The organism is Bacillus sp. AFS041924 (assembly GCF_002577195.1).
Lineage (GTDB): Bacteria > Bacillota > Bacilli > Bacillales > Bacillaceae_G > Gottfriedia.
Map to the genome: position 1 here is coordinate 32,427 of NZ_NULG01000005.1, position 14,523 is coordinate 46,949.

General features: G+C 33.9%; 15 protein-coding genes. 14 read left to right on the forward strand and 1 reads right to left on the reverse strand.

Annotation, left to right across the window (positions count from 1 at the left end; all coding sequences use genetic code 11):
• The first annotated feature begins 75 nt into the window (after nt 1–75).
• From COC46_RS01715 to COC46_RS01750, 7 genes are all read left to right on the forward strand, one after another.
• A complete protein-coding gene (locus tag COC46_RS01715; protein ID WP_098808049.1) occupies nt 76–1,083 on the forward strand; it encodes a thiamine pyrophosphate-dependent dehydrogenase E1 component subunit alpha in 1,008 nt (335 codons plus the stop codon).
• Between the two features lie 16 nt (nt 1,084–1,099).
• Entirely contained in the window at nt 1,100–2,083 is a 984-nt protein-coding gene (locus COC46_RS01720) for an alpha-ketoacid dehydrogenase subunit beta (RefSeq protein WP_098808050.1), read from the forward strand.
• Nucleotides 2,084–2,110: 27 nt separating this feature from the next.
• Nucleotides 2,111–3,445 carry a dihydrolipoamide acetyltransferase family protein gene (locus COC46_RS01725; protein ID WP_098808051.1) on the forward strand — a complete coding sequence of 445 codons (1,335 nt, stop codon included), beginning with the start codon at nt 2,111–2,113 and terminating at the stop codon, nt 3,443–3,445.
• A 410-nt stretch (nt 3,446–3,855) separates the two neighbouring features.
• Nucleotides 3,856–4,326: a GNAT family N-acetyltransferase gene (locus tag COC46_RS01730; protein ID WP_098808052.1), complete on the forward strand. Its 471-nt coding sequence runs from the start codon at nt 3,856–3,858 to the stop codon at nt 4,324–4,326.
• A 238-nt stretch (nt 4,327–4,564) separates the two neighbouring features.
• Nucleotides 4,565–5,812, forward strand: a complete 1,248-nt coding sequence (locus COC46_RS01735; protein WP_098808053.1) for an MDR family MFS transporter — start codon at nt 4,565–4,567, stop codon at nt 5,810–5,812.
• A gap of 489 nt (nt 5,813–6,301) precedes the next feature.
• Nucleotides 6,302–6,613 (forward strand): hypothetical protein, encoded by a 312-nt coding sequence (locus COC46_RS01745; protein ID WP_098808055.1) that lies wholly within the window; start codon nt 6,302–6,304, stop codon nt 6,611–6,613.
• Between the two features lie 95 nt (nt 6,614–6,708).
• Nucleotides 6,709–7,146 (forward strand): BrxA/BrxB family bacilliredoxin, encoded by a 438-nt coding sequence (locus COC46_RS01750; protein WP_098808056.1) that lies wholly within the window; start codon nt 6,709–6,711, stop codon nt 7,144–7,146.
• An 88-nt stretch (nt 7,147–7,234) separates the two neighbouring features.
• On the opposite strand, the gene COC46_RS01755 is transcribed toward COC46_RS01750, so the two are convergent.
• A complete protein-coding gene (locus COC46_RS01755; RefSeq protein WP_098808057.1) occupies nt 7,235–7,429 on the reverse strand; it encodes a hypothetical protein in 195 nt (64 codons plus the stop codon).
• Between the two features lie 154 nt (nt 7,430–7,583).
• On the opposite strand from COC46_RS01755, the gene COC46_RS01760 reads away from it, so the two are divergent.
• From COC46_RS01760 to COC46_RS01790, 7 genes are all read left to right on the forward strand, one after another.
• On the forward strand, nt 7,584–8,066 hold the full coding sequence (locus COC46_RS01760) for an NUDIX hydrolase (protein ID WP_255294785.1): 483 nt from the start codon (nt 7,584–7,586) through the stop codon (nt 8,064–8,066).
• Nucleotides 8,067–8,519: 453 nt separating this feature from the next.
• Complete coding sequence (locus COC46_RS01765; protein WP_098808058.1) at nt 8,520–9,275, forward strand: transporter substrate-binding domain-containing protein; 756 nt, start codon at nt 8,520–8,522, stop codon at nt 9,273–9,275.
• Nucleotides 9,276–9,332: 57 nt separating this feature from the next.
• Complete coding sequence (locus COC46_RS01770; RefSeq protein WP_098808059.1) at nt 9,333–10,673, forward strand: aspartate aminotransferase family protein; 1,341 nt, start codon at nt 9,333–9,335, stop codon at nt 10,671–10,673.
• Nucleotides 10,674–10,743: 70 nt separating this feature from the next.
• Nucleotides 10,744–11,403, forward strand: coding sequence for an amino acid ABC transporter permease (locus COC46_RS01775; RefSeq protein ID WP_098808060.1), 660 nt, complete (start codon nt 10,744–10,746; stop codon nt 11,401–11,403).
• Entirely contained in the window at nt 11,396–12,118 is a 723-nt protein-coding gene (locus COC46_RS01780; protein ID WP_098808061.1) for an amino acid ABC transporter ATP-binding protein, read from the forward strand. The genes COC46_RS01775 and COC46_RS01780 overlap by 8 nt, the downstream gene beginning before the upstream one ends.
• Nucleotides 12,119–12,466: 348 nt before the next feature.
• Entirely contained in the window at nt 12,467–12,799 is a 333-nt protein-coding gene (locus COC46_RS01785) for a DUF485 domain-containing protein (RefSeq protein WP_098808062.1), read from the forward strand.
• Complete coding sequence (locus tag COC46_RS01790) at nt 12,796–14,346, forward strand: solute symporter family protein (RefSeq protein WP_098808063.1); 1,551 nt, start codon at nt 12,796–12,798, stop codon at nt 14,344–14,346. Before COC46_RS01785 ends, COC46_RS01790 begins: the two co-directional genes overlap by 4 nt.
• The last annotated feature ends 177 nt before the right edge of the window (nt 14,347–14,523 follow it).

Genomic DNA, 14,523 nt, shown 5'->3' on the forward strand with positions numbered 1-14,523 from the left:
ACCTTAATCGGTATTTGTCTTATGCTTGTCGGGGCTGAACAAACGCCTTCCACATTTCATTTTAGGGGGATATTTATGGAAAAGGTTACAACTTCAAACCGTCATGAACAGCTTGGTTTATCAAACGATGACGTTCTAAGTATGTATGAAACAATGCTATTAGCACGTCGTCTTGATGAGCGTATGTGGTTATTAAATCGTGCTGGTAAAATTCCTTTCGTTATTTCTTGTCAAGGTCAAGAGGCAGCACAAGTAGGATCAGCTTATGCGTTAGATAACACAAAAGATTATGTATTACCATATTACCGAGATATGGGTGTTGTTTTACAATTTGGTATGACACCGACTGAATTAATGTTATCAGGTTTTGCGAAAGCTGAAGATCCAAACTCTGGTGGTCGTCAAATGCCAGGTCACTTTGGACAAAAGAAAAATCGTATCGTTACAGGTTCGTCTCCAGTTACAACACAGGTTCCACACGCAGTAGGTGTTTCTTTAGCTGCTAAAATGGAAGGTAAAGATATCGTATCATGGGTTTCGTTTGGTGAAGGCTCTTCTAATCAAGGTGATTTCCATGAAGGAGCTAACTTTGCTGGCGTACATAAGTTACCAGTAATTTTCTTCTGTGAAAATAATAAGTATGCTATTTCAGTACCTATCGAAAAACAATTAGCTTGTGAAAAAGTATCTGATCGTGCAATTGGATATGGAATGCCAGGATTTACTGTAGATGGAAATGATCCATTAGAAGTATACCGTGTTACGAAAGAAGCGGTAGACCGCGCTCGTCGTGGAGAAGGTCCTACTTTAATTGAAGCAGTATCATATCGTCTAACTGCTCACTCTAGTGATGATGATGATCGCATTTATCGTTCACGCGAAGAAGTAGAAGAAGCTAAAAGTAAAGATTGCTTATACACTTTTGCTACGTATTTACGTGAAGTTGGGATACTTACTGAAGAAATCGAAAAAGCACTTGATGCTAAAATGAAAGCAACAGTTGATGAAGCAACAGACTATGCAGAGAACGCTCCATATGCTGCACCTGAGCACGCATTGAAGTTTGTTTACGAAGAGAAATAAGAGGGGGTAGGACAATATGGCAGTAATTTCTTATATAGATGCAGTAACATTAGCGTTAAAAGAGGAAATGGAACGCGATCCAAAGGTATTTGTATTAGGGGAAGACGTTGGATTAAAAGGTGGAGTATTCAAAGCGACTCATGGTCTTTATGATCAATTTGGTGAGGATCGTGTTTTAGATACGCCACTTGCTGAATCTGCAATTGCAGGTGTTGGTATTGGTGCTGCAATGTACGGACTTAGACCAGTAGCTGAAATGCAATTTGCTGATTTCATTATGCCTGCTGTAAACCAAATTATTTCTGAGGCTTCAAGAGTTCGTTATCGTTCAAACAATGACTGGACTTGTCCTATTACAATTCGTGCTCCTTATGGAGGCGGTGTACACGGTGCACTTTACCACTCTCAATCTGTAGAGAAGGTATTTGCAGGTCAACCAGGATTAAAAATTGTAATGCCTTCTACTCCTTATGATGTAAAAGGTTTATTAAAAGCAGCAATTCGTGATAATGACCCAGTAATTTTCTTTGAGCACAAACGTGCATATCGTTTAATTAAAGGAGAAGTACCTGAGACTGATTATGTACTTCCAATTGGTAAAGCTGATGTAAAACGAGAAGGTGAAGATATTACAATCATCACTTACGGATTATGTGTACATTTTGCTCTTCAAGCAGCTGAAAAATTAGCTCAAGATGGAATTTCTGTACATGTTTTAGATTTACGTACAATTTATCCATTAGATAAAGAATCAATTATCGAAGCTGCTGCTAAAACAGGTAAAGTTTTATTAGTAACTGAAGATAATAAAGAAGGAAGCATAATGAGTGAAGTTGCAGCAATCATTGCTGAAAATTGCTTATTTGACCTAGATGCGCCAATCGCTCGCCTTGCTGGGCCTGATGTTCCGGCAATGCCTTATTCTCCTACAATGGAAAAATTCTTCATGGTTAATCCAGATAAAGTAGAAAAAGCGGCTAGAGAACTTGCAGCATTTTAACGGCACTGTTTGAAAAAGGGGGACATAATGATGATCGAAAATATTAAAATGCCTCAATTAGGTGAAAGTGTAACAGAAGGTACAATTAGTACTTGGTTAGTAAAAGTAGGAGATCATGTAAATAAATACGATCCACTTGCTGAAGTTATGACAGATAAAGTTAACGCTGAAGTACCATCTTCATTTTCTGGCGTAATTAAAGAGTTAATCGCAAATGAAGGTGACACTTTAGCTGTTGGTGAAGTTATTTGTACAATTGAAGTTGAAGGTGCTTCTGGTGAAGTAGCCGCAACAACAATCGAAGAAACTAAACCTGCAGAAAAAGCTGCACCTGCAGCACCAGCACCGACACAAGCTCCGGTTGCTGCTGCACCAGTACAAACTATTTCTAAAACTGATGAGTCAGGTAAAGTACGTTATTCTCCAGCTGTACTTCGTTTAGCACAAGAGAATAATCTTGACCTTTCATTAATTCCTGGTACTGGAAATAATGGTCGAGTAACAAGAAAAGACGTATTAAATGTGATTGCTAACGGTGTACCTCAAGCTGCACCAGTTGCAGTTGAAGCAGCTGCTCAACCAGTTGTAGCACAAACTGCACCTGCTGTCGAAGTAGCAAAAGCACCTGCTGCTGCACCAGCACCAGTTATTCCTACAGCGGTTGGTGATATTGAAATTCCTGTTACAGGCGTACGTAAAGCAATTGCTGCAAATATGTTACGTAGTAAACATGAAGCTCCACATGCTTGGATGATGATTGAAGTGGATGTTACAAACTTAGTTAATTACAGAAACAGCCTTAAAGATTCATTCAAACAAAAAGAAGGTTTCTCTTTAACATTCTTCGCATTCTTTGTTAAAGCAGTAGCTCAAGCACTTAAAGAATACCCAATGATTAATTCAATGTGGGCTGGCGACAAAATCATTCAAAAGAAAGATATTAATTTATCAATCGCTGTTGCAACTGATGATGCATTATTCGTACCAGTCATTAAAAACGCTGATGAAAAAACAATCAAAGGTATTGCACGTGAAATTACTGAACTTGCGACGAAAGTTCGTACTGGTAAATTAAAATCAGACGAAATGCAAGGTGGTACATTCACTGTAAACAACACTGGATCATTCGGAAGTGTACAAAGCGCAGGAATTATTAACTACCCACAAGCTGCAATTTTACAAATTGAAAGCATCGTAAAACGTCCAGCTGTTGTAAACGGCATGATTGGCGTTCGTGATATGGTTAACCTATGCTTATCACTTGATCACCGTGTACTTGACGGTTTCATTTGTGGTAAATTCTTAGGAAGAGTAAAAGAAATCCTAGAAAATACAACAAAAGAAAACACTAGCATATATTAATTCTTAAATTATAGAGGGTGTCCTAAAGGGCACTCTTTTTATGTTGTTTCGTAAAGTAGCATTTAAAAATGAGAAGTAGAGATAAATTTGAGGTGTGCAAATAAAAATTGAAGTGCAAACCGGTAATAGTGTTTTGACTTAATAATTTTCCAAAAGTAGACCCATTCAAAAAGTTACTATCTTACTATATATTCCTTCGATTTACACAAAAATATTGAGGAATTCCGCTAATAATCGATATAGAAGACTTCATTAAAATCGACTTCAATTAAAAAACATCGTCAAGAGACTCCCCCTATCTATGCTACCGGATTTTGACGACTTTTAAAAATAGCCCCATATTAGAGTCATGTGATAAAATTAAATAATTATATTATTCTGAATTCAATAAACTAAAAAGGGTGAAATTTATGCTAGTTGAGAAAAACGGCTATTATATTTCTTCTAATAAAGAATTATTAAACAGAGAGGTTATTTATAATTTTTTAGACCAAGATTCATACTGGGCAAACAACATTCCGTTTGATTATATTAATCGATTTATTGAAGGTTCTTTTTGCTTTGGTGTGTATAAAGGAAATCCGGAAGAAAATGAACCTAATCAAGTAGGCTTCGCAAGAGTAGTATCGGATGGAGTTACATTTGCCTACTTAGCAGACGTATTTATTCTTCCTGAATATCGTAAACAAGGCTTATCTAAATGGCTAATGGAACAAATCATGAATGATGAAAAACTATCAACAGTCAGAACATTTATGCTTGGCACAAGAGATGCCCACAACTTATATCGCAAATACGGCTTTGAAGTCATCGATAACAGTAAAAATAGATTCATGGCAATTTTAAAAGACAATCTGTATAAAGAAATGAAGAAAAGCTAAAAAACTGATGAGATGAATGGAAGGAAAGGCTAGGCTAAGGCATAATCCTTACCTTTGTATCTTGAATGATCTTTAAACGGTGATTACGATCATTCTAGTGTATATACTTGCATTTCTATTAACTGTGACTTTAATGCTTCTACGAACCCTTAGTCCCTGCTCTTTTCCCTTTACAAACTGTAATATTTGTAAGATAATTTACAAATATGTGACATCTTAGAGAAATAGGGGGGATAAGATGTTTAAAAATTTATCTGCCGTACATCCTGTTGCTTGGAATATCGTTATTGGGACTTTATTCGTTAGATTTGCTAGCACAGTAAGTATGCCGTTTTTAGCTATTTATTTAACTTCAGTTAAACAGATCTCACCTGCTATGGTTGGGGTTATGTTAACAGTTTCATCATTTTTAGGGGTGTTTTTCAGCTTTATTGGGGGAACCCTTTCTGATCGTATTGGAAGGAAAACTATTTTATTATTGAGTATTTTCTTGTGGTCTATTACATTAGTTGGTTTTGGACTAGGAAATTCATTTGCATGGTTTTTTGTACTGAATTCGATCTTAAATATTTGCTCATCATTTTTCGAACCTTCTTCAAGAGCATTACTTTCTGACTTAACCGATGAGAAATCAAAACTGTTAGTCTTTAATTTGCGTTATGCTGCAATAAATGTTGGGGTAGCAGTAGGGCCTTTAGTCGGTCTTTATCTTGGAAGCTCTAAGAGTACATTACCATTCGTGTTATCTGGAATTGTGTACTTTCTTTATGGATTAACACTATTATTTATGTTGTCAAAACATAAAATTGGAGAAGGGAAATCTGCTCCATCTAATAAAGTTTCGATGAAAGCGTCGTTTTCGATTTTACGCAAGGATATCATCTTTGCTTTAACGATTCTAACAATTTGTTTTTATGGCCTTGGTTATTCACAAAGCTTTACCACAATGTCGCAATATTTTGCTAATGCACCACAGTTTCATGATGGGGTTAAATTGTACGCATATTTAACAACAATTAATGCTGTTACTGTCGTAGTACTTCAGTTTCCAATTGTAAGTAGAATGAAGAATTTTTCACCTACAGTTTCAATGATGATTGGAAACATAATCGTAAGTTTAGCGGTTGCTGGATTCGGTTTATTTACTAATTTTTACTTATTAGCAATCGTAATGGTCATTTTAACTGTTGGAGAAATCTTTGCATTTACATTTACAGATGTATTTGTGGATCAGCTTGCTCCAGAAGAGCTAAAGGGAACTTATTTTGGCGCAATGGGATTCTCAAAACTTGGATTTGTTTTTGGTCCTGCGCTAGGTGGAAGTTTATTAGCATACTTCGGATATGAAAAGGGTGGCCATGCATTTGTTATTATTAGTGCAATCGCATTTTTAAGTTTTCCTATGATGTTTTTTGTAAATCGTCTTTTTCAAAAAAGAAAAGAAGTCGAACTTCAATCGGAAACGAAGTTAACAGTTAATTCTTAGAAGAACGCTTAAAGTGTTCTTTTTTTATTTTGTATTAATTATGGTGCAGTAAGTTCATATATATTATTTTTTCCATTCATTTCCAGTGGACTAGAGTGATACATTATTAATAAGAAGAAACGGGATGGGGGAGTTTTCATGAATAAAAATGGTCGGCTTTCAATCATGATGGTTGGGATTAGCTTAGTTATCTCTTTTTTTATTAATGAACATACTAAACACCTGGGCATATTTCTTATACTTTTTTGCATTTTATCACTAACAGGGATAATGTTTGCATTTCTCTCGAAAAAAATAACAATAATCATTTTTGGTACTGTTTTAAATATCCTCACATTTATTTTCTTTTTCTTTTTAGTATTGGCATTTAATTTTGGAGAAGTGTAAATGAATCATTTCGGTTAGAGTTTTTGCATTTCATACTAAAAAAGTATGCTTTCGTTCATTTCCTCATATATTTGTATAAACAAGCGATATGGAGGGAGAGATATGGACGAACTTCTTTTTGATCATCTTAAATTATTAAGTTGGGACTGTATAATTTTAGAAGGAGCTAGTGAGCAAGAAGAAGAGCTAATGAAAAATGTATTGTCTACTTTACATTCAATCGGATTAAAAAATAAAATCGATGCTAAAGTATTATTTATTGCAGGTGACGTTGAAAAGGTTAATCAATTTGAAAGTAAAAATCCATTTGTAACAGTTATTCGGGTTGTAGAAAATTTAAATGAAGATTACCAATACGCCATTTCTGCTTTAGCTCATTTACCAAGTGTGATTGATGAATTAGTGAATGAATAAGGATACGGTAAATAATTATAATAGCAGGTTCAAAAGCTTGAATTAATAGCCGCTATATTGGTAAGATGAAAAAAAGCATGTTAGGAGTAGATGAAATGAATATGAATTTTAACTTTTTTATGAATGATGTTGTCCATACTGCACGTCAGGAAATCGTAGCGGCTGGTTATACAGAATTAAAAACACCTGAGGAAGTCGAGCAATCATTAGCAAAGAAGGGCACAACATTAGTAATGGTGAATTCAGTATGTGGCTGTGCAGGTGGTATTGCTCGTCCTGCAGCAGCACATTCAGTACATTATGATGCAAGACCTGATCAATTAGTTACTGTGTTTGCAGGGCAAGATAAAGAAGCGACTGCAAGAGCTCGTGAATATTTTACTGGTAAAGCTCCATCTTCACCTTCTTTTGCTTTATTAAAAGATGGTGAACTAGTTGCAATGGTTGAACGTCATGAGATTGAAGGGCATGATCCAATGCAAGTAATTCAAAAGCTTCAAAATTACTTTGACCAATATTGCGAAGAAATTTAATTAAAAAAGTACAAAAATTTATNNATAAATTTTTGTACTTTTTTTGTACATATTAATATTATGTAAACTAAATATGGTCTGATTCGGTTTAGTTGGTAACTTTATAAATAAAATAAAAGATTAAAAAGAAAGAAAATGCAGCCAATGAACACGTAAAAAGTAATAGCATTAATGCATCTTTATGTGCTGATTCATCATAGTTTACTCGAAAAGCGAAGGATTCTAATCTATGTTTTTTAAATTTTCTATACTGGTTTAAATCGATAATATTTGATTGATCCACAACACACCTCTCCTTTGTAGTACTAATATATTAATTAAATTTTAAAATATTCTAAATTATTAGTAAAGTTGTTTTCAACACAAATAAATAGTAAATTATGCCATAATTAATATGAATTAAATGACTAAATTGCTTGAAAGGTACGTGGGATTTTGTGAAATATACTTTATGCTTTATTAAACGAAATGATGAACTATTAATGTTAAATCGTATAAATGCGCCTACAATGGGAATTTGGAATGGTGTTGGTGGTAAAATAGAAAAAGATGAAACAATCGAAAGATCAGTACAAAGAGAGATCTCAGAGGAAACAGGAATCCATATAGAATTGAGTCAATTAACTTATAAAGGTAAAGTGACTTGGCACGAAGCAGATGTGGATTTCGGAGGTATGTATGTATTTCTTGCTGAGGTTCCGAGCGATTTACAATATGATACACCTTTTAAAACAAATGAAGGAATTTTAGATTGGAAAAAAATTGATTGGGTAGTAAGTGATAAAAATCAAGGTGTTGGAGAGTGTATCCCTTATTTTCTTCCTATACTATTGGGTGACGAACGAATCCATCACTATTCCTTTTATTATAAGGAGAAAACGGTTGTTAATGTAGTAATCGAGGAAGAAGTTTTAATATAATAAAATAATTTATAAATGAATAATGTAATCATTTATGCGAAAATACCATTCAAAATATGGTATTTTTTTTATGAATAAGTGTGAAAACGCTTAAATTTGGGGGAATTTAAACATTTTGTAGTAAAAAATATAGAGATTTGCGAGATTTGTCGAAAACTTTTCGAAAAGTCAAAAAAGTGTATGAGTAATCGTATTATTCAATCGGTTGAATAAATATATAATTATAATGAATTTTAATAAAAAATATTTTTATATAGTATCCTTGTAAAATTAAGGTTTATAGAATTTTTTTGTCGAAATACCGAAAAATATAGTTGCATATTTATTAGTATGTGTTAAAATTCATTTTATAAAATAATTATTCATTCGAAAAAAATAGTTGTTTAATAGAATTCTAAAAAAGATAATAGTAATAAGATATTTGAATTTTTCAAAAATTAGGGGGAAAACATCATGAAAAAAATAATCGGAGTTTTAGCTGCATCAGCATTATCAATTGGAATGTTATCTGCTTGTAACAAGTCAGATGATAAAACCTTAATCTTAGGAACAAGTGCGGATTATAAGCCTTATGAATTTATAGACACAAAAAATGATAAAATAGTCGGTTTTGATGTTGATTTAGCAAAAGAGTTAGGTAAGAAAACTGGTTACAAAATTGAAGTGAAGGACATCGATTTTAACTCTTTAATTACAGCAATGAATGCAGATAAAGTTGATTTTATTATGGCTGGGATGAAAGAAACTCCTGCTCGTGCAAAAAATGCAGATTTCACTGAATCATACTTTACTGATCAAAATGAGGTAGTCGTAAATAAAGATTCAAATATTAAGAGTGCTGCAGATTTAAAAGGTAAAACAATTGGTGTACAAGCTGGTTCAATTCAGGAAACTAAAGCAATTGAAGTTTCTAAAAAGGTTGGATTTAAAGTTGAAAATCGTAATCGTATCCCTGAGCTAGTAGAAGAATTAAAAGCTGGAAGATTTGATGCAGTTATTATTGAACAATCTGTTGCAAGTGGTTATTTGAATAAATTACCTAAAATGCAAGGTTTATTAATAGAAGATTTCTTTGAGCAATCTGGTTCAGCTGTAGCTCTTCCAAAGGGAAGTAAATTAACACCTAAGTTTGATAAAGCACTTGCTGAATTAAAAGAAGATGGAACGGTTGATAAATTAGTTAAAAAATGGTTTGGAGAATTGAAATAAGAGCAAAATGAGATCGGAATTGAGAACTTTTTGTTGTAATAAGGGGAGGAATTATTGATGGAGAAGGATTGGAGTCACTTATTAGAAAAAATGCCTTTACGACTTGCACCAAGCATGGCTAAGGATCATCCTAACTTACCGGTAGTAAAAGAAGAAGGCTGTTACTACTACGGAGTAGATGGTAAAGAGTATTTAGATTTTACATCTGGAATTGCTACTACAAATGTTGGACATCGTCACCCGAAAGTAGTACAGGCAATTAAAGATGGTGCTGATTCTTTAGCTCATGGTCCTTCAGGGGTTATTATTTACGAATCGATTTTAAAGTTGGCAGATGAGTTGGCTGAAATTCTCCCTGGTAATTTAGATACTTTCTTTTTTGGTAATAGTGGAACTGAAGCGATTGAAGGTGCTCTTAAACTAGCAAAACATGCAACTAAACGTCCTTATATCGTTTCATTTATTGGTTGTTTCCATGGCCGTTCTATGGGGGCATTAAGTGTAACGACATCAAAAAGTAAGTATCGAAAATTCTTACAACCAACTGGCTCTTATCAAATACCTTATGCGAATGTTTCAGAATGCCCAGATGGTTATGACGAGGAACAATATGTAGTAGAACAATTAGAAAAAGATTTTAAACGTTTATTTAATCATCAAGTAACACCAGAAGAAGTAGCTGCAGTCATTGTAGAGCCTGTTCTAGGCGAAGGTGGATATATTGTACCGCCTAAAGCTTGGTTAAAGAAAATACGAGAAATCTGTGATAAAAATAATATTTTACTAATATTTGATGAAGTTCAAACAGGATTTGGCCGTACAGGAGAATGGTTTGCCGCGCATGCTTTTGATGTAACTCCAGATATTATGGCTATCGCAAAAGGAATTGCTAACGGTATTCCATTAAGTGCGACCGTAGCATCAAATGAGTTAATGAAGAAGTGGCCACTTGGTAGCCACGGGACAACTTTTGGAGGAAACCCAATTGCTTGTACAGCTGCATTAGCAGTATTAGAAATTATAAAAGAAGAAAAGCTTTTAGAAAATACAAAAGAAGTTGGAGCATACGCTGTTGAAAAACTGAATGAATTAAAAGAAAAACATCCAGTAATTGGAAGCATTCGTTCAATCGGTTTAATGATCGGTATTGAAATTATTAATCCAGCAACGAAAGCACCGGATGGTGATGGATTATTTAAAATTCTTGATATCGCACTAGAAAAAGGAGTATTATTCTATTTCTGTGGTAACAACAGTGAAGTCATTCGAATGATTCCTCCGTTAACAGTAACGAAAGAGCAAATCGCTGATGGGTTAGCTATTCTAGACGAAGCATTAACTGAATACGAACAATCCATTGGATATGAATTAGTTGAAACAAAGGGCATTGGTTTCTAAACCAGTGCTCTTTAACTAAATAGGATTTGTCGAATAAAATTAAATGACAATAGCAAAGGAGTACTACAATATGGATTTAGATTTTTCTCAAATTGTCCCTTCAATACCATATATATTGTCCGGATTAAAATTAACATTACTTGTTGTTTTATGTTCAATTATATTAGGTCTAGTTTTAGCAATACTACTTGCGTTAATGAAAATTAGTCGTGCAAAATGGCTAGTTGTAATCGCTGATTTTTATACATCAATTTTTCGTGGAACACCGATGGTTTTGCAATTAATGATTATTTATTTTGGTCTACCACAATTAATAGGTGTTGATATTGAAAAGTTTCCAGCAGCGGTTTTAGCTTTTGGTTTAAATTCAGGAGCTTATGTATCAGAAATTATACGTGCAGGTATACTAGCAGTTGATAAAGGGCAACAAGAAGCTGCTTCTGCACTAGGGATTCCTTATCGTAAAATGATGGCAAAAATCATTTTACCACAAGCATTTAAAAATATTTTACCAGCATTAATGAACGAATTTATTACATTAACGAAGGAATCTGCAATAGTAACAGTAATTGGTGCATCTGATTTAATGCGTAGAGCATTTTTAGTAGGTGGAGAAACTTACTCATTTATGGAACCACTTCTTTTCGTAGGTGCGGTTTATTATATTATCATTATGTTACTATCACTACTCGGTAAATCTATTGAAAGGAGAATGCGTACAAATGATTAAAATTACTGATTTAAATAAAAGCTTCGGAAACGTTCATGTATTAAAAGGGATTTCAACTACCATTCAACAAGGGTCTGTAGTTGCAGTGATTGGCCCATCTGGTTCTGGTAAATCAACGTTTTTACGTTGTATGAATTTATTAGAAACGCCATCTTCAGGTAAAATTTGGATGGAAGATATTGAAATTACAAACCCTAAAAGTAATATTATGAAAATACGTGAAGATGTAGGGATGGTATTCCAGCATTTTCATTTATTCCCACATATGACAGTTCTAGAAAATATTACGTATGCTCCGATTAATGTAAAAGGCTTAAGTAAAACGCAAGCTGAAGAAAAAGCAAAAGCACTTCTTGAAAAAGTTGGACTTTTAGAAAAAGCAAACGTATACCCTCCTAAGCTATCTGGTGGTCAAAAACAACGTGTGGCTATTGCAAGAGCACTTGCAATGGAACCAAAAGTAATGCTATTTGATGAGCCAACATCAGCATTAGATCCAGAGATGGTAAAAGAAGTTCTTGAAGTAATGAAATCATTGGCTCATACAGGTATGACAATGGTCATCGTTACACATGAGATGGGTTTTGCAAAGGAAGTTGCAGATCGAATTTTATTCTTAGACGAAGGGAATTTAGTGGAGGATGCAACTCCAATTGAATTATTCTCAAAACCAAAAACTGTTCGTGCAAAGTTATTTCTTGAGAAAGTTTTATAATTCATTCACTTTTAATGTGAAATAGTTTAAAAATCCTTACTTTTCAATGCAAAAGTAGGGATTTTTTTATGGACAAAAATTTCGTACGGTTAGATTTATTTTGTCTAAGTATGTTTTAGGATTGTAAGTCATCGGATGCTTTTTGTATTTCAATATTGTCACGAAATGAAGTTCAACAAAAAAATTAAAAAATAAAAGAACATGTTTATTCTTGTCTATCGAAAACGTTTATTAAAGTGTATTCAAATGAAATACAATTATCTTAGTTTCTGAATATTCATTCGGTAAGATTTGCACTGTTCTTATCAAATTCTTCAAAAAACTAAAACTTGAAAGGAGAAGATTAAGATGAATCGAGATTCTAATTTAAGTCAGTACGCATACTCGGAAGTTGCAAAATCACCAGAGTTTAAGCAGTTACTGAAGGCAAAAAGAAAGTTTATTTTACCGATGTCTTTATTCTTTTTTTGTTTTTACATTGCATTACCTTTGATGACTTCATATTCTAATGCACTTAATAAAAAAGCAATAGGAGAGCTTACTTGGGCTTGGTTGTTTGCATTTGCACAATTTGTTATGACATGGGTTTTATGTATGATATACAGTAAAAAAGCAGAATCCTTTGACAAAATGGCAGATGGAGTTTTAGAGAAGCTAAATAAGGGAGGGGAGGAAAATTGAATACGACAGCATTTACATTATTTTTATTAATCGTACTTGGAACTCTAGTTATTACATATTACGCTTCAAAAAAAACAAAGGATGCGAAAGATTTTTACACTGCGGGTGGGGGATTGACTGGATGGCAAAATGGGTTTGCAATTGCAGGTGACTACATGTCAGCAGCATCCTTTTTAGGAATTGCGGGTGCCATCGCTCTTACTGGATTCGATGGATTTTTTTATAGTATCGGATTTTTAGTTGCTTATTTAGTAGTTTTATATTTAGTTGCAGAACCTTTACGAAATCTTGGAAAATACACGTTAGCTGATATGATTGCAGCGCGATTTGACCAAAAGAAAGTAAGAGGGGTAGCCGCTTTAAACACAATGACGATTTCGGTCTTTTATATGATTGCGCAACTAGTTGGAGCTGGTGCACTTATTAAATTATTACTTGGTATTGAGTATACTACTGCTGTTTTAATAGTAGGTGTATTAATGACTGTTTATGTAATATTTGGTGGGATGAGGGCTACTAGTTGGGTTCAAATCGTAAAGGCGATACTTCTGATGCTTGGAACTTTAGTTATATCAATTATTGTCTTTGCAAAGTTTAATTTCAACATTAATGAAATGTTCAGCCAAATGAGAACGGCAACTCCTTTAAAGGACTCTTTTTTAAATCCAGGTGTAAAATATACAAATGGTTTAGATACAATTTCACTTAATTTAGCACTTGTTCTTGGAACAGCTGGATTACCGCATATACTAGTTCGTTTCTTTACAGTTCGTGATGCGAAAACGGCCCGAAAATCAGTCGTTTATGCAACTTGGTTAATCGGGGCATTTTATATCATGACAATTTTCCTTGGATTTGGGGCAGCTGCATTTGTGGGGAATTCTGAAATCATAAAGGCAAATGCAGCAGGTAATATGGCAGCACCATTATTAGCTGAAGTATTAGGAGGTAATTTTTTATTTGCATTTGTTTCAGCAGTAGCATTTGCAACTATACTTGCAGTAGTAGCAGGATTAGTATTAACTGCTGCATCTGCTTTTGCACATGATTTTTACAATGAAATTTTAAAACAAGGAAAAGCTACTGAGAAAGAACAAGTTTCAATGGCAAGATATGCCTCTATTGGAGTTGCTTTAATATCGATCTTACTAGCAATCTTTGCACAAACATTAAATGTAGCCTTTTTAGTATCATTAGCATTTGCTGTAGCTGCGAGTGCGAACTTGCCTGTCATACTTTTTACAATTTATTGGAAGCGTTTTAATACAACTGGAGCAATAGCAGGTATGTTAACTGGATTAATTTCTGCAATCATTCTAGTAACGATTAGCCCAAATATTTGGAGCCCAATTGAGGGAAAAGCCATTTTTGTTGGTGATCCATTAATTAATTTAACGAATCCGGGCATTATATCAATTCCTCTAGGATTTATTGCAGCGTATTTAGGAACTATACTTTCAAGTAAAAAAGAAAATGAAGCTAAATTTGATGAAATTCTTGTGAAATCTAATACTGGCCATGGTTTGTCTGGTATTTCTTCGCATTAAAAATAAGCAACAAAAAAGAAACTGAAGAATATTTCTCAGTTTCTTTTTTACACATTAAGAAAGTATAAATTTGCAGCGACGAAGGGGCTCGACGTAGTTGCAAATTTTAGGAATTAAGTATAAGTGCAACTATGCCTCTGTCTTCGCCTTACAGCTCGCCAATCGGCGAGTTTTCTT